A 16,971-nucleotide genomic window follows, 5' to 3' on the forward strand; every position below is an offset into this window, starting at 1 on the left:
AATTTCTTATTCCATAAAATTTTTGCTTGCTCGGCAATTATTTGCCATGGTGTATAAAATTTTGTTACGTGCTCGCTGCTTGTTTAAAAAAAATAAATTTGTAATTTTTAATAACGAGGGCCGATGAAATTTAATGAAGCAGACAACAGGAGCAAGCAATGCACTCACAAATTTTACGCGTACTAGAGCTAGAAGCCGATGACTCTTTGGCAATAGGTCATCAGCATGGTGAGACATACAGACGTGAAATAGGTGAACTTGCTTCGATTAGAATGGAGCGTATGCGTATAAGCTCACATTTTAAAAAAACGAAAGATATCTTAGAGCTTGCTCATAAACACATCCGGCCTCTGTATGATTTTGACAAAGAGCTATTTTTGGAATTAAAAGGCATTTCAGATGCAAGTAATGTATCTCTTGAGCACTTGATCGTCTTAAATCACTACACCGATTTGCGAGATATTATGCCTAATGCTCATCACGATTTGTCAAAAGATAGTGATGCCACCGAGGCTAACAGCGGTTGCTCAATAATTTATAGCCCCACTCATAATGGGCCCGTACTGGGGCAAACATGGGATATTCATGGAAGTGCCCAGCCTTATATCATCATGCTCAAAGTTAAAGATTGTTTGGCGTTTAGTATTGTTGGCTGTTTGGGAATGATGGGTCTAAATAAGCATGGTGTTGGGGTTGCTATTAATAATCTCAGCAGTTTTGATGCACGTATAGGTGTGTTGTGGCCTGCTTTGGTAAGAAAAATACTGATGTGTAAAAATGCACAAAGTGCCAAAGAGGAAATTATGAAATGTCCCAGTAGTTCTGGACGACATTATGCAGTTGTTGATGAAAATAATTTTTTTGGTATTGAATTGAGCGGCACCAAAAAGAAGATAATCTGCGATGATGCGAGCAAGAAGTATTTTCATACCAATCACTGCCTTGATGCAGAAATGAGAAAGACTCACATGATCCGCAAGGGATCAAATACTCTATGGCGCCTTGAACACTTGCAAGGGGTTATTGGACATGAAGATCTTTCAAGCCCAAAAAAAGTTTTTCTTGCATTAAGATCTGTTTCAATAGCGCCCGATAAAAATTATCCTCACAAAACAACTACCTGTGGAACCGTTGTAATGGATATTAATCAACGTTCCACCATAGCGTGTTCAGGTATTGCTCACGAAGAGTTACTAGAAGATGCAAATTACAGCATTAGTTTGTAATGATCTTACTCCGCTTTCTGGCTTCAATCCCTAGACAAAAGTAATGTGAATTTTACCTTGTCGATATTGTTGTTGCTAAAGGATGCTTTTATGAAAAGTTTATTTTTTTTTGGTGCTCTGTTATTTCCAGTAAGTCTGCTGGCTAATTGGGAAATTATTTCACAACCAAATGAATACGTGGAATTTGAGGATCATGCATTAACATCAAAGGTTATTAATGGTGAAAGCTATGTTGCAGAAAAAATCTGTCGCTTAGGGATCAACATTAAATATCCATCTGGTGAAAGTAAAAATTATGAAAATTCTGACCTTCAAGATGTAGGTCCATGTATTAGAGATCTAACTTTTTCTCCTACGGATTCATTATTGCTATGTTGCTCTTCAGGTAATTACTTACTTTTTTATGATATTAATGATGCAGGTTTATACGTTCTTGATGAAAAAGTTAAAGTGGAACCTAATTTTAAAACTTACCAGGTGAGATTTTCTAAATGTGGGAATTACATTAAGGTATTTGGCGAAAGTGAGCGTAACTTTATAATTTTTATAAACAAAAAATACGAAAATAACAGTATAAATAGAGACCAGTTAGGAACAAAAAAACCTGTAGTTTGAAAATTTAGATGTGCTGAATGATGAATTTGGTATTTGGACACGCCAAAAGTGGATCGTGTCCAAGAAAATAATGACATGAGTTTAAGAATTACTGCTAGCAAAATCCTTGCTGCTTTGTGATAGGAAGCGAGCATACTCAAGGAGGGCATCTTCGTGAGCTCCATCAAGCTGTTTACATTCTTCTAGTGCTGGAGGAAGACCAAATAGGGTGTCAACTTGTGGGTTTTTTTCTATATAGGTACTCATAAAGCCATTCTTACCATTAGCTTCGACGACGTATGGATTTCCTGCTGTATCCAACACAATATCGATTCCAATATCACCAATTTTTTGTTTTAGTTTTTTTTCTAAAGCAGTCGCGGTGAGAATCGCGATGTGATTGCACTTCTGGATAAGATCTCCGTGATCTATATCTTTGTCTAGTTCTAGAGGTTGTAGAACGATTTGACTGTTTCCAGGTCTTCCACCTTGAGCCAAGTTACCTCCTATACGCATCTGATATCCACTTACCTTTTGCACTCCGAGCTCCCCGCGTTGCACATTAAAGCGAAAGTCTGTTAACTTGTCCTGATATTTATAAGTGAGTATTCCTTGTTGAATGATATAGCGAGCGTTAGTTTGCTTGATTTTTTTTCGAGCTTCACTGACCTTGGCATAGAGTTTTTTCTTGTTAATATTCTCTTCTCGAATAGTTACCCATTTTTTTTCTTTTTTATTTTTTATTTTATACCCAATAGAAAAAGTCGATAAATTTGGAGATTTTTCAATAGTTATGATGCCGTATCCTTTGCTGCCAAAAGTTGGTTTTATGTAGAGTTGGTCATATTTTTTATACATATTTTTTAGATTTCTTTTAGAAAATGTATGTGTTTTCGGATGAGGAATATTATTTTTTGCCATGATTTTAGCAAACAAACGTTTATTGTTGACAGGTTCCATTGTGTCTGTTTCTGGATTAATAAAAGGAATACCTAAATCATGGAGCTGAGCTTTGAGAAGTTTGGCTTTTTCTTTATTTTTGGGATTATTTTTATACACACCAAAATCATAGACAACATCTGGTAAGGGAGCCTCACTTGCCCTTATCCAGCGCTTATTTTTATCTCGTTGGAAAACTTTTCTCATAACGCCTTTTTCAAAATCTATTTCAGAATTGAAATTTATATTGTAGGCAAGAATATTTTGTTCCAGCGCTTTATCGACGAGATTCTCTCGTGTCCGATAAGTAGCCAAAATAGCAAAGACAAATTCAGGTTTATCTGTAGTTTCCTGTTCGAGAGCATGAGCCAAAAAGGGGCTCAACAAAAAGATAAGAAAACTTAGGAAAACAAAATTTTTATAAATTTTCATAGATTATTCTCCAAATAGCAGCTCAAACCATTACGATAGGCTTTCTATCGGAGATAAATCTTTGAAAGTTGTGTAGAGGTTTTTTTCAAATATATTTTTTAATTTCAATCTGTGAGGTTAATTATTCAACGGTGACACTTTTAGCCAAATTTCTTGGTTTGTCCACGTCAATACCTTTGTGATTACTCAGGTGGTAAGCCAATAATTGCAAGGGAACAGTTGCAAGAATAGGCAAAAGGAATTCATCACAATGTTCTAGGGGAATAAAGTAATCGGAAGCTTCTTGTACATCAACTGCATTTTTAGGGGCAACGGAAATTACACAAGCACCACGAGCTTTGACTTCAAAAAGATTGCTTAATGTTTTGACTCCCAAAATATCATTGGAAAAAGCAATGACAACAGGCATCTGTGGATCGATAGTGGCTATGGGTCCGTGCTTCAGTTCTCCCGCAGCATAACCTTCGGCAAAAATATAGGAGAGTTCTTTCATTTTCAAAGCTCCCTCTAGCGCTACCGGTAAAAGTTCTCCTCGTCCCAAAAATAACATTCGCGGTTGGTGCATGAGAGCAAAAGCAATTTTGCTTATAGCTTCATCTTGTTCAAGCATGTGCATAATTGCGTTTTTTAATTGAAAAAAAGCCTGAACCTTTTGTGATTCTTCATGAGGAGATTGAGGAGTAAAATATTTTTCCAAGGCTAAGGTTAATAATTTCAAAGCTACTACTTGTGCCAAAAATGCTTTGGTAGATGCAACGGATATTTCGGGTCCAGCATTGAGATAGAGATTTCCTCCACTATTTTCGCAAACACGAGGAATAGCTGAGCCCAATACATTACAAACTGACACGCATAAAGCGCCTTCACTTAGGGCTTTGTCCAATGCAGCTAGCGTATCAGCGGTTTCTCCTGATTGAGAAATAGCTATTACCAAGGTTGAGCTATTGCTAAGTGTTGTGCGATAGCGATATTCACTGGCAATTTCTACTTCGACAGGAATACCTAAAGCAGTTTCCAAAGCAGGTTTAGCGATGAGCCCGGCTATGTATGAGCTGCCGCATGCAATAATATGAATGCGACTTATGTGTTTCATCCCTTCGAATTTCAGTCCAAAATTATCAAGATCGATTAATCCATTTTTAATACGTCCTAAAAGTACACGTTCGATGACTTCGGGCTGTTCAAAAATTTCTTTATGCATAAAATGTTTATGGCCCATGCGTTCAATATTCTCGGCTTGAGCTTTGAGGGGTAAAAAGTGGCAATCTTTGCGTTTTCCTAAAAGGTCATAAATCTCTACAGTTGTTTTACTGATAAAACCATAATCGCCGTCTTTGAGCGGATAATAATCAGGCTTAAAATCAACCAAAGCCATTTGATCGGATGCAAAAAAAGATTCATTATCTCCCCGAGCAACAATGAGAGGAGAACCATTTTTTATAAAATAGAGGCGCTCATTATCACCATCGAGCAAAATTCCCAAAGAGTAGGTACCGCGTAAAATATCGCTGATACGTTGCAGAGCACTGAGCATCTCGATGCCCTCATCTAATAGGCTATTGAGAATGTGGGCAACTACTTCGGTATCGGTGGAAGAAGAGAAGTTATGCCCCTTCGTCTGCAGGCGATGTTTTAATTCGCTAAAATTTTCAATAATACCGTTATGAACTACCGAAACGCGTCCGTATTTGTGTGGGTGAGCATTGACATCGCTTGGGGCTCCATGGGTGGCCCAGCGAGTATGGCCAATGGCCTGGTGGCCATTAAGATTGAGGTTTTCAATATGGTTTTTAAGCGCTCCAAGTTTACCAACAGTTTTTTTTAAAGTGACAAAAGAATTATTTTCATTTATTGCGATACCCGAAGAATCATAACCTCGATATTCTAGACGTTCGAGCCCCTTAATGATAATGGTTTTTGCATTCTGTTCTCCAATGTATCCAACAATTCCACACATATTAAATTCCTTTTGACATTATTTCGAGTTCATACCTGAGGGAGGCGCCAATGGCTTGTAAACTTGGTCAAGGAAATGTCATAAACGGTTCATTTAAAGAAGGCAGCATAGCATTGGAAAGCAAAAATCCAAGCAGCAATTATGTGCCTGTTTTTCGCACCACAACAGATGTATCTCACGTAAATGAAGCGGTTGAAGCAGCAAAAAATTCCATGAAATCATGGGATTATATAGGTTTGGAAAAACGCATTGAGTATCTCATGCGACTTAAGGAAGTTTTTCAAAAAAATGAAGCTCAAATAGCTCAGGCCATATCAGACGAAATGGGCAAGATCAAAAGTGAGGCATTGACAGAGGCAAAGAGTTTATCTGCTCGCATCGATCTGATGATCAATCATGGTCTTGAGCGTATTCAAGATGAGTCGCTCTATCAACTCCGTTCACAGACGCGTCATCATAAACAGGGAGTTTTAGCTGTAATCGGCCCTTATAATTTTCCTGCACATTTAGTAAATGCTCACGTAATTCCTAGTCTTCTTAGCGGAAACACCGTGGTCATAAAACCTTCGGAAATATGTCCACAAGTGGGAGAGATCTACGCTCAATGTTTCCTACAAGCGCAATTTCCCAAAGGCGTGGTGAACATGGTTCAGGGCGATGGCAGTATTGCTCATAAATTATCCATTCACCCGCACATCGACGGAGTTTTGTTTACCGGCAGCTATAATACCGGACGAAAAATTCAAGAGGCTCTACTCGATCAGCCGCATAAAATTATAGCACTTGAGTTGGGAGGAAAAAACTTTTCAGTCGTGATGGACGATGCCCACATTGAACAAGCGCTGTTTGAAATAATTCAAGGATCTTTTTTGACGACGGGACAACGCTGCACGGCCACCAGCAGAGTTCTTGTGCAACAAAATATTTTCGAACAATTTCGCGCTTTATTGATAGATGTGAGTAAAAAACTCAAGCCCGATACAGAAAATAATCAAGCTATGTTCGGTCCGCTAGCCACAAAGCAAGCGCTCGAAAAATTTCAGCGTGGCCTTATACGCGCAAAAGAAGAAGGTGTAGAAGTCTTATTGGAATCTCAAGTTCTCGAAGGGGGTGCCTTTGTCACACCGTCGATCTATCAGGTATGTGGGGAACATCCAATCGGAGGCTATTTAAGTGAGGAACTTTTTGGTCCCAATATTGCACTTGAATCTTTTCAGAACTTAGATCAAGCTATTGTACGCATCAATCAGAGTCCATATGGGCTTTCTAATTCTCTTTTTAGCATCGACCAATCAAATTTTGAGAAGATGTACAGTGAGACAAAATGTGGAGTTCTCAATTTCAATCGATCTACTAATGGTGCTTATGGGCAGATGCCTTTTGGAGGAGTTAACAAAAGCGGTAATCAACGACCTGCTGGTATCGATGCTGTTCGTTACACAACCTATCCTGTAGCACTTACATCTTTGGCCTATGGTGAAAGTAGTGCTTCTTCTGAGCTTAAAAAATTATTAAATGATTCAGCTCTGTCTCACACGCGTGTAAATATCATTAATACTCGTCATGAAATCGAAAAAATCTTTGAACTTTTTGGCATAAACAGCGAAGCAGCTGCTCAAAATAAATTAATTTATTTAAAAAATTCATTTGCAGACTTTAAAGAATTTTCACATGAATTTTACATAGGTATATCTAAAATTTTTGCCGATGCAGTTGTTATCGATGAAAAATATCTAAAATTTAATTTGAATTTTATAAAAAATGCTGATGATTGTATAAATAATTTAAAAAAATATTTGGAAGAAGTCTGCGCAAAAACAGGTTTAAATATTTCTAAATATAAACCATTAAAAATTGCCATACCTAAGGATATGCAAATTCCTCGTTCCCGAGCAATGCTTGATCGTTTGTACCAAGGAAATTTTGTACCTAAAGAGAAAAAGGCACCAGTCGCAGATCTCTATCGAAGCCGAGGAGCTTATCTTGCCAGTGTGGATGATGAGCCGCTAATTTTATTTGATGCAGCAAGTCAAATTGCAACTATCGGCGCAGGTTTCAATGCCGATACATTACAAAATTCTTACGATCGAGGAGATTTCGATGGTGAACTTGCACAAAACTACGATCTTTCCAATCAGGAAAATGATTTATCGGATGCAGCCTATAATGCTGTGCTGGCAAAAAAACAATTAGAAGATTTTCTTCATCACCAATCTGATCATATTTTCAAGTCAGTATCCTACGGAGCCTCTGGTGCAGAAGCAAATGAAATTTCCTTTGATCTATGTCGACAACATGGGCCTGGAGGAACTCGCATCATAGCTTTTGAAGGTGCATTTCATGGACGTACCATCATGGCCTTGCAAGCCACCTACAATAAAGAAAAGCGTGGACCATTCATGTTTGAAGGTTTCGAGGCGCATTTTGTTCCTTTTCCAAAAATGGACGATATTACTGAGCAACCAAAGGTAAATCTCGATCATCTTAGAGATTTATCTTTAGGAATAATTCCACAGGTTGAAGACTCTGATAGCTTGCTTGATTTGGAAATACATAGTCTTAGGCGAGTGAAGGAAGAGGTCGAGCATGGCAATATTTGTGCCGTCATCGTAGAGCCCATGCAGTGCGAAGGCGGTGATCGCTACGCATCTTATAGGTTTTTTAATTATCTGCGAGCGCTAACCCGTGGTTTAAAAGTTCCTTTGATTTTTGATGAAGTTCAGACTGGTTTTCATTTGGGGCAGAAATTTTTTTGGCATCAACAGTTTGATCTCAAAGATGCTAATGGTAAACGCGATTATCCCGATTGCATCAGCTTAGGAAAAAAAGCTCAGCTTGGTATAGTTATGAGTGTGTGGGATAACCATCGCGATTATAGTCCCCATGTTATTCAACTTAAGCGAGGTCTTTTGCAGGCCAAAGTTATAACTACTTCGATGGCTATTACTACCGAGGCACAAGCAAAGAAAGAATTGAAACGCTTGCAAGAAAATTTTCCAGACTTGGTGCAAAATACGCGCGCATGTGGGTTTGCTTTTGCATTTGATATGCCCACCTCGAAACTCGCAAATGATTTGATAAATCAGCGTTTTGAAAGGGGGTTTATGGCATATATTGCTGGTGAAAAAACTTTGCGTTTTCGGCTCAACATGACCACTGGTGAACAAATTATTAATTCTTTATTTAAAAAATTATTTGTAGCATTAGTAGACATGCAAGAAGGTCATAGTTTTAAAAGAACAGCAGTTCCTATCATCAATGACGAAGATGACCTAGTGCAGCTAGGCGAAGTTGAATTAATTGAACTTACAACTGGTAATTTTGATGACCACATCGATGAGATCCATGCAATAGAAAAAAATACCTACGAAGAAGGTAGAAGAGACAGCATGGATAAGTTGAGGGAGTGGCTAAGCTACGAATCAAGTCTTGGTCTTTTGGTAAAATGCAAGCATGAAGGTCACAGTTTTGTCGGGGGCTACATTATTGGAGGCCCTCTAGAATACGCAAACATCGATGGGCCATTACAAGACTCAATGCGCAATAAAAATAATACATTTTATTCGGCTAATCTTAGTGTGGATCCTCGTGTTAGAGGTCGAGGTTTGGGTAGAATTTTAAAAAATGAGCAGATACGACGTGTCAAAAAAATGAAAAAAGAAGATGGGCATGAGCGCTATCACTTTTTGACAGGAAGAAATCGTTTGGATCGTGCTCAAGCCATGACCCATATCAATGAACAGCTTGGCGCTTATTCTGTGGCAATTTATGACAATCAGTACGGTGCCGAAAAAGCCAAAGCTTTGTATTATCGTTTACCGCTTAAAAAAAGCGAGCATATATGCGATAGCCTAATGACTGAGCAAACTCTTGATTGCAGCAATACTATTCAGCCAGCTTTTCATAGTATTCCCAAAGGATTGGAGCGTGATCTTAGAAATAATTATTTCCGTGCTTTTACAGGATCAAAACTAACGCTCTCAAATTGGGCAACGCCCAATCTAATTCGCTATAGCGAGCTCTTGCGTGCGCTTATGCCAAAACATTTAAAACATAGCTATTTCACTTCGGGACGTGACGAGGTTGTTGATAAGGGACTTAGAAGTATTCGTTATCATAGACTCGAAGCAGATATGGTGATCGGTTTTAGTCATCAATGGTTGGGAAATATCACTGCTGCAGCACGATCGCTTAGTCACGATCAAGGACAGAGCAAACCTTTCAAATGGTTTGATTGGCCACATGTTGCTCATCCGCAAATTGTTGGCGCTCATGAAAGTTTGAATCAAATCCAACAGATTCTAAAAACTACTCCAAGCAATAAGATTTTGGCTTTTGTAGTGGAACTCATGGGAGAAAAATCAGCTTTGAGTTTCGATGATGAATTTTTACAAAAACTTGATGATATTCGCAAACAAACTTCTATTCCTCTCGTTTTTGTTGAAACAACGTCATCATTGGGACGCTCAGGGAAAACTTTATTTTTAAGCGATAGTTTGTCGGTAAAAGCCAATATGGTGTGGTGGTATACTGGTGGGCAACTGGGACATGTATTTGTTGATGATAATTATTTCGTTGAAAAACCTCTTACACTTATTTCAACTTGGGATGGCGATGAGATTTCAATTAATCGTGCATACCATTATTTGTTAGCTGCATCAGAGCGATCACTTAGGCTTATTCAACAATTTTCATCTCAACTTCAGGAATTATTTGATAATGAACATCATCGAGGGCAAGGCTGTTGGCATGGAGTGAAGTTCAGAAATATTTCTGCTCACGATGCGCAAAGAAAAGCCAAAGAGCTTTCTGTCCAATGTGGAATTGGTTTTGATGACTGGTTGATGGTATGCGCAAGAAGTGATTTTTCATCGGCCCAATTTGAAAAAATTCTTGTTACTCTCAAAGAGATAATTGATTGCGACCAAGCTTAGATATACTTTTGAAAGTAATTTTTTAGCGACCTTAAAAATTATTCTTAGTCACGCTCACTTGTTATACCTGCATTACTTGTCATCCCCGCGCAGGCGGGGATCCAAAATAGAGCCATACCAAATTCCCAAGTATGGATTTTGATTTTTCATCCACACTAATGCTTAGAGGTGTTTTTCCATCGGGCTTTACATCATGAATGAGTGTAAGAACTTGTGGAAAGAAACTCCTAATCAAGATTGCGCTATAAAGATATCCTTGGCCATTATCACCAATAAAAATTAGGTTTTTGTCTGGATTTAAAAAATAAGAATATAAAAATCCCAAAAATTTATTTACTGCCCATGAGGCATAATTGTCATTGAAAAAACCTATTTTTTTGCAAAATTGAGAAGTTTTTCTTTGAGTTCATTCATTCCGATTGGAGATTGAGCGATGAATTTATTTTTGATGAATAGAATATCTGGTTTTTTGTGGTTTTTTTCCCATAAAAAAATAAATGCTTTTATGCGTTGGTTTTTTAATATCACCCGAAAATAATGGTGGGGCGAAACATCAATAAATGAATTATTATCAAATTTATTTTCTCGAACAGATCCCGCTGTAAAAATGCTCAATTCAAAAAAAGATGAAGCATAGGATGGAGGATTAAGAGTATAAGATTTCTTTTGCCCAAGCATGTTATGTGCGGCTACAATTCCTTGCTCTTTAGCTGCAAGCCATTTGCTGCTTTGAATATATTCTTTGCTTAATGGATCAATAAAACTTGCAACGTCGCCGGCAGCAAAAATATGTGGATCGCTGGTGTTGAGATAAGTATCAGTCTTGATGCCATTATTTTTTGTAAGCGCTAGACCTGCGGCTTTAGCAAGTTCACTATTGGGGCGATTTCCAATGGCAAATATGACGAGATCTGTTTCAATTATGCTCCCATCGCTCATCTTCACTTTAAGACCATCGTTGACGTGGCGAAAGATATTCTCAATTTGACCATCATTAATCAAATTAATTCCTTTGGCCAAAGCACGTTGCATAATAAATTTATCAGCACGACTATCGCTCTTTGTACCTAGAAATCTATTGTTGCGCGCGAGTAAGCTTATGGTGAGAGGAGGTTTTATGTGAGAGAGTGCATCGGCAAGCTCAAGTGATCGTAAACCTGTACCAACGATCAACACCCGTTTTTTTGTGCTGATAATTTTTGAAATAGCTCGAACATCTCCTTGAGAGTTAAAGTGCACAACATTTGGCAATAAAAACACGTGTTCAAGGTGAGCAGGAGCTAATGGGTGAGTTCCTGTAGTGATAAGAAGTTTGTCGTAATTAATTTCTTGTTTGTTTGCCAATATAATTTTTTTTTGCGCTCTGTTTATAGCGATAACTTTGCCATCAAAAAAAATTTTTTCTTTTGATATCGGCGGGAGCATTTCTATATCAGAGGAAGTTTTCTTTCCGCTCACAAGTGCTGCAAGTGAAGTTCTTTTGTAGCTTTGATCTGCATCCTGATCGATGCAGGTGATAACGGAATCTGGAGCAAGTTTCTCAAGCTCTTTTACGGCAAAATAGCCAGCAGAAGAGCACCCAATCACTATAAAATGTTGTCCTCGATGAATAGGTTGTTGCTTTATGGAAAAACAAGCAACAAGCATAGAGGCTAAAATAAAGATGAGCGATAATTTTTTCACGATCACTGCTTTCCGTTGGGAAACTGTTTTGAAAATGCTTAAAAATTATTTAGCTTCTTTTTCAAGCAGTTCTTCGTAAGCCTTGCTATTAAGCAATTTTTTGCTTTGACTTGGATCATGTAGTTTAATTTTTAACATCCATCCTTCGCCATAAGGGTCTCTATTGATCTGTTCGGGCGTATCGATAATCGTGTGATTGACAGCCAGTACTGTTCCAGAGAGTGGAGCAAAAATATCGCTCACAGCTTTAACACTTTCAACAACTCCGATAGCTTTTCCTTGGTCAATTTCTTTTCCGCAGTCAGGCAGTTCTACATACACTACATCGCCCAAGCAACTTTGAGCATAGTCACTGATTCCAAAGATTGCTTCATCACCTTGAATTTTTACCCATTCATGCTCTTCGCTAAAAAGCCGATCATCAGGAATTATTTTTGTCATGCGTGCTCCTATCAACTAATAAATTTTGTTTTGGCCACAGAGGCTTTGCTAAGACGACCGCGGATATCAATGTAAATTTCATCACCATTTTTTAAGTCTGTAGCTGTACAAAAGGCAAGACCAATGGCTTGGGTTTGGCTTGGAGGCCATGTGCCAGAGCTGACTTTTCCAATCTGGTTTTGATGTTTATCAAAAATTTTAAAGCCAGCTCGTGCAATTCCTCGCTCATTGAGACGAAAGCCAAATAATTTTTTTTGCAGTCCCTGCGTTTTTTGTAATATCAGTGCATCTTTGCCAATAAATTTTTTAGAAAAATCAACAGCAAAAGAAAGGCGCGCTTCAAGCGGCGTTGTATTCTCATCCATGTCCGATCCATGAAGGAGCATGCCAGCTTCAAGTCGCAAAGAATCACGTGCGGCAAGTCCACATGGGCGTACTGAATGGTTTAAAAATATATTCCAAAGATCCTGTGCATTATCATTGGCAACAAAGATTTCTACGCCATCTTCACCCGTGTATCCAGTGCGCGCGATCAGTACTGCCATAGAGGAAATATTTATTTGAGAAAAATGAAAGCGATCGGGGAGTGGTCCATCGCAGAGATGTTGCAGGATCTCTATGCTTTTTGGACCTTGCAGTGCTATTTGAGCATAGCGATCGGAAGCATTTTCAAGATTAAGGTCAAAATCTGAGCTCATGCCCTTGAGCCATTTCCAATCATTATCAATATTAGCGGCATTGACGCAGAGCAAAAAATTAGTCGGTGAAATTTTATAGACGATAAGATCGTCGATTATGCCTCCGTTGATGTTGAGCATCAACGAGTAATGAGCCTGGTTGTTTTTAAGTTTTTCAACATTATTTGACAGGGTGTAGTTTAAAAATTTTTCGGCTTCATTTCCGCTAACAAAAAATTCTCCCATGTGGCTTACATCAAACATACCGACGTGATTTCTTACCGCCAGGTGCTCTTCTTTTTCACTTTGGTAACGCACTGGTAATAAAGTTTGAGCAAACTCTACCATGTGAGCACCGCATTTTTGGTGACAATTATAAAGAGGAGTTTTTTTTGCTGTCATGAAAATTTTCCTGCAAATTTATCCCACGTATTGTTAAGCAGCATAGCAATGGTGAGAGGTCCAACGCCACCTGGGACAGGGCTGATGTATGAAGCAATATTTTTAACCACATCAAAATCAACATCGCCGCACAATTTGTTGTGCTCATCTCGGTTGATGCCAACATCAATAACAATGGCGTCCTTCTTAATATGATGTTCATTGAGCAGTTTTGCTTTTCCTACTGCAGCGATCACAATATCTGCTTGTCTGGTGAAGTGCGAAAGAGGATCGGTTTTAGAATGGCATACTGTGACTGTTGCATCTTTTTGCAATAAGAGTTGCGCCATAGGCTTGCCAACGATGGTACTGCGTCCCACAACTACAGCATGTTTTCCAGATAAATTGCAGTTGATGCTTTTAAGCATGTGCATGACACCTAAAGGGGTACAAGCAATGCTGGATTTAACTCCACTCATGAGGTGTCCTAAGTTCATGGGGTGAAATCCATCGACATCTTTTTGAGGATCAATTGTTTCTATAATTTTTTGTGCGGATATTTGGGGAGGGAGGGGCATCTGAACCAAAATTCCGTCTACATGTTCATCAGTATTTAATTTATCGATCAAAGCGAGCAATTCATGCTCGGAAGTGTTTTGATCAAGTTGGTGATGAAAACTGCTAATTCCGGCTCGTTGGGCAGCCCTAATTTTATTTCGAATATAAATTTTCGATGCTGGATTTTCTCCCACCAAAACAGAAGCCAAGCCAGGAGAGCGATGAAATCCTGCACTCAATTGAGAAGCAATGGTGGTGATGATGGTATCAGCGAGAGCTTTTCCATTGATCACGTGAGCGGTAGTCATGAGCACCCCTTGGCTATGAAAAGCTAACAATAAAATTTCTTGATGCCTTCAGAGCGATTTAAAAAACCCAGAAATAATACTAAACTTGAACTTTTTAAAACGCTCTTCATGACATAGTCATCCTTTGAGTGGAATGATCAATACGGCAAGAGAACACTCTTGCTATTTTTTTGTAAGACGGTTAGCTCAGCTAAAAAAGTGAGAATGATTATGTCATCGAATAGTTATGTAGCTGTAATTGATTGTGGTTCTCAAACAACCAAGCTCATTGCTAGGCGTGTTCGAGAACTTGGAGTTTTTTCAAGAATTTTTATGCCGTCTATCAGCGCAGATGAACTCATGAAAGATCGTCCATCTGCCATTATTTTGTCTGGTGGTCCTGAATCTGTGCTTGATAAAAATTCGCTCGATGTTGACGACGATATTTTTAAGCTTGGCATTCCAATTTTGGGTATTTGCTATGGTATGCAGCTTATGATCAAACATCTTGGGGGTGAGCTTGAAAGATCTCCTCATCGGGAATTTGGTCAAAGAATGATCAGCATCGATAACAGCAGTCTTTTATTCGATGCGCTCACATCGCCATTGAAAGTGTGGATGTCGCACTCCGATCAGACGAAAATTTGTCCATCGGAACTAAGAACCGTCGCATCGAGCGATAGCTGTTTGCAAGCTGCGGTTGAATATCCTGCCAAAAAAATGTTTGGTGTGCAATTTCACCCTGAAGTAAGCCATACCTCTTGCGGCACAACTATTTTGGCAAATTTTTTGTTTAAAGTTGCCAAAGTGGATAAGAGTTTTGATTTAAAAGATTTCTTGGCTGAGCAGATCCAATCAATTAAATCTCAAGTTGGATCAGGCCGAGTGATCATGGGTTTATCGGGCGGTGTTGATTCTATGGTGGCGGCGTTTTTGATTCATCAGGCCATCAATGATCAATTGTTGTGCGTCTATGTGAACCATGGTTTGCATAGAGCCAACGAAATCGAGATAACCAAGAAAGCTTTCTTTCAAGTTTTTAAAAAAGAATTGTTAGTGGTAAATGCCCAAGAACAATTTTTCGAAGCACTAGCAGGAGTAACGGATCCTGAGAAAAAGCGTCGTGAAATTGGTCGAGTATTTGTTGAAGCCTTTGAGAGTGAAGCGAAGAATTTTAAGGCGCAATTCTTGGGACAGGGGACTCTTTACCCAGATGTAATAGAATCTCCTAAAAGTAAATCAGGCAAATCTCATGGCATTAAAAGTCATCATAATGTGGGCGGATTACCTGAACATATGAATTTAGGATTGGTTGAGCCTTTGCGAGAACTTTTTAAAGACGAAGTAAGAGCATTAGGAAAGCTTTTAGGTATCAGCAATGAAGTATTGATGCGTCAGCCGTTTCCAGGTCCAGGTTTGGCCGTTCGTGTGCCAGGAGAGGTGACAAGAGAACGGGTTGAACTTGTGCGCAGGGCTGATGCAATTGTTTGTGAAGAAATGAAAAATATCGCTGAGGTTTACAACAAAAAAATTTGGCAAAGCTTTGCTATTTTATTGCCTGTAAAAAGTGTCGGCGTGATGGGAGATGCTCGGGTTTATGGCGAAAGCATTGTTATACGTTGCGTGGAAAGTGAAGATGCCATGACTGCTGACTGGTCAAAACTTCCCTATGAGGTTTTAGAAAAAATATCGAGCAGAATCACCAACGAGGTGGTAGGTATCAGTCGCGTGCTCTACGACATTACACAAAAACCACCAGGCACCATTGAGTGGGAGTGAGCATGAAATCAGCTCAGGTATTTTTTTTAAGACTGATGCTCATTGCTCCTACAAGAATGAAAACAATACCGAGAGCATTTTTAAGGCTCATGCTTTCATCAAGGAGTATCACACCAAAAATAACGGTGAATATAGGCTCAAGTACTGAAAGAAGTGAGGCTTTATCTGTGGGAATATAGTCGATAGCTTTGAGCAATAACAAAGATGGAAGGGCGGAGCTAAAGATGCCAATTCCTAAAATCCATGTCCATTGAATGGCTTGTGATGGAAGAGGAAGTGGCTGCTCAAAAAGCACCAAAGTTATTGCTGCGATGCTGCAGCCCAATGAAACCATAAAAGTTGAAGTGCTGGCAGAAAGATTAATTTTGTGGCTAAAGAAAACAAAGATAGCGAAGCTAAGAGCAGCAAAAAGTCCCATGCTAATACCGAGCACATCAAAGGAAAATTCATTAAGGTCGATCAAAAAAATCAGACCTGTGAGTATAACGGCAAAAGACCACCAATAGTGTGCTGTGATAATTTTTTTATTAAAAATCCAATTGAGGAGCATAACAAAGGCTGGATATACGAAAAAAATAACCATAGCCTGCCCGGTGCCAATGAGTTTACTTGAGAAGAAAAATAATATGCCCGGGGTCGTGTAAAAAAATATGCCCACCAGTGCCGAGTACAACAAATGTTTAGGATGATTTTTTATAGCAGTGGGTTTAGTTTTGATGTGCCTGAGGCTGATGAGTAATCCCATAAAAATGGTAGCAACAAAAAACCGCCAAAAAGTGAGTTCAAAAACACTCAGCCCACTTTTCATGAGACTCATTCCAAAAAAACCGAGTGAGCCGAACAGTAAGCCAGATAAAATAGCTAATAAAATTCCTTTTTTTTCATTAGTTGCAATCGTTGAAATCATATAAACCTTACACGCTTTTTTTGTGTTGCATTATTATGGTTTTTTGTGTTTATAGCTTTGAATTTTAGTGGTCAATGTACTTTTTATATAAAAGAATCATTTGTTTTTGAGATCATCTAAGAGGCTGTTTTGCTAAAATAAAATTCTCATTCAGCCATTTTCCTGCGCTCGCTGTA

Annotated in this window: 11 protein-coding genes; 4 read left to right on the forward strand and 7 right to left on the reverse strand. The window is 38.7% G+C overall.

Translation table 11 applies throughout. From position 1 onward, the window contains the following. Positions 1-158 precede the first annotated feature (158 nt). Entirely contained in the window at positions 159-1,226 is a 1,068-nt protein-coding gene (locus H6731_07575) for a hypothetical protein (protein ID USN50122.1), read from the forward strand. Between the two features lie 90 nt (positions 1,227-1,316). Beyond that, positions 1,317-1,841 carry a hypothetical protein gene (locus tag H6731_07580; protein USN50123.1) on the forward strand — a complete coding sequence of 175 codons (525 nt, stop codon included), beginning with the start codon at positions 1,317-1,319 and terminating at the stop codon, positions 1,839-1,841. 81 nt (positions 1,842-1,922) lie between these two features. Here the strand turns inward: H6731_07580 and H6731_07585 are convergent, their stop codons facing one another. Both H6731_07585 and glmS read right to left on the reverse strand, forming a co-directional pair. Continuing rightward, positions 1,923-3,191, reverse strand: a complete 1,269-nt coding sequence (locus H6731_07585; GenBank protein ID USN50124.1) for a YheC/YheD family protein — start codon at positions 3,189-3,191, stop codon at positions 1,923-1,925. A 121-nt stretch (positions 3,192-3,312) separates the two neighbouring features. Beyond that, a complete protein-coding gene (gene glmS, locus H6731_07590) occupies positions 3,313-5,148 on the reverse strand; it encodes a glutamine--fructose-6-phosphate transaminase (isomerizing) (protein USN50125.1) in 1,836 nt (611 codons plus the stop codon). Positions 5,149-5,198: 50 nt separating this feature from the next. Between glmS and H6731_07595 the strand changes: the two genes are divergently transcribed. After that, a complete protein-coding gene (locus H6731_07595; protein ID USN50126.1) occupies positions 5,199-10,082 on the forward strand; it encodes an aldehyde dehydrogenase family protein in 4,884 nt (1,627 codons plus the stop codon). A 369-nt stretch (positions 10,083-10,451) separates the two neighbouring features. Here the strand turns inward: H6731_07595 and H6731_07600 are convergent, their stop codons facing one another. From H6731_07600 to folD, 4 genes are read right to left on the reverse strand one after another with little or no spacing between them, the layout of a single operon-like run. Next, on the reverse strand, positions 10,452-11,765 hold the full coding sequence (locus H6731_07600) for an NAD(P)/FAD-dependent oxidoreductase (GenBank protein ID USN50127.1): 1,314 nt from the start codon (positions 11,763-11,765) through the stop codon (positions 10,452-10,454). A 45-nt stretch (positions 11,766-11,810) separates the two neighbouring features. Continuing rightward, positions 11,811-12,206, reverse strand: coding sequence for a glycine cleavage system protein GcvH (gene gcvH / locus H6731_07605; GenBank protein ID USN50128.1), 396 nt, complete (start codon positions 12,204-12,206; stop codon positions 11,811-11,813). Between the two features lie 11 nt (positions 12,207-12,217). After that, complete coding sequence (gene gcvT / locus H6731_07610; GenBank protein USN50129.1) at positions 12,218-13,285, reverse strand: glycine cleavage system aminomethyltransferase GcvT; 1,068 nt, start codon at positions 13,283-13,285, stop codon at positions 12,218-12,220. Continuing rightward, positions 13,282-14,136: a bifunctional methylenetetrahydrofolate dehydrogenase/methenyltetrahydrofolate cyclohydrolase FolD gene (gene folD, locus H6731_07615; protein ID USN51961.1), complete on the reverse strand. Its 855-nt coding sequence runs from the start codon at positions 14,134-14,136 to the stop codon at positions 13,282-13,284. The genes gcvT and folD overlap by 4 nt, the downstream gene beginning before the upstream one ends. A gap of 198 nt (positions 14,137-14,334) precedes the next feature. Between folD and guaA the strand changes: the two genes are divergently transcribed. Beyond that, positions 14,335-15,888, forward strand: coding sequence for a glutamine-hydrolyzing GMP synthase (gene guaA, locus H6731_07620; GenBank protein ID USN50130.1), 1,554 nt, complete (start codon positions 14,335-14,337; stop codon positions 15,886-15,888). A 13-nt stretch (positions 15,889-15,901) separates the two neighbouring features. Here the strand turns inward: guaA and H6731_07625 are convergent, their stop codons facing one another. Beyond that, complete coding sequence (locus H6731_07625; protein ID USN50131.1) at positions 15,902-16,795, reverse strand: DMT family transporter; 894 nt, start codon at positions 16,793-16,795, stop codon at positions 15,902-15,904. Between the last annotated feature and the right edge of the window lie 176 nt (positions 16,796-16,971).

The sequence above is a fragment of the Myxococcales bacterium genome, from assembly GCA_023898405.1.
Lineage (GTDB): Bacteria > Myxococcota > UBA727 > UBA727 > JABDBI01.

Excerpts from the sequence above, each read along its gene's own strand:
- H6731_07575 (USN50122.1), top strand. The coding sequence starts at position 159 with ATGCACTCACAAATTTTACGCGTACTAGAGCTAGAAGCCGATGACTCT.
- H6731_07580 (USN50123.1), top strand. The coding sequence starts at position 1,317 with ATGAAAAGTTTATTTTTTTTTGGTGCTCTGTTATTTCCAGTAAGTCTG.
- H6731_07585 (USN50124.1), bottom strand. The coding sequence starts at position 3,191 with ATGAAAATTTATAAAAATTTTGTTTTCCTAAGTTTTCTTATCTTTTTG.
- glmS (USN50125.1), bottom strand. The coding sequence starts at position 5,148 with ATGTGTGGAATTGTTGGATACATTGGAGAACAGAATGCAAAAACCATT.
- H6731_07595 (USN50126.1), top strand. The coding sequence starts at position 5,199 with ATGGCTTGTAAACTTGGTCAAGGAAATGTCATAAACGGTTCATTTAAA.
- gcvH (USN50128.1), bottom strand. The coding sequence starts at position 12,206 with ATGACAAAAATAATTCCTGATGATCGGCTTTTTAGCGAAGAGCATGAA.
- gcvT (USN50129.1), bottom strand. The coding sequence starts at position 13,285 with ATGACAGCAAAAAAAACTCCTCTTTATAATTGTCACCAAAAATGCGGT.
- guaA (USN50130.1), top strand. The coding sequence starts at position 14,335 with ATGATTATGTCATCGAATAGTTATGTAGCTGTAATTGATTGTGGTTCT.
- H6731_07625 (USN50131.1), bottom strand. The coding sequence starts at position 16,795 with ATGATTTCAACGATTGCAACTAATGAAAAAAAAGGAATTTTATTAGCT.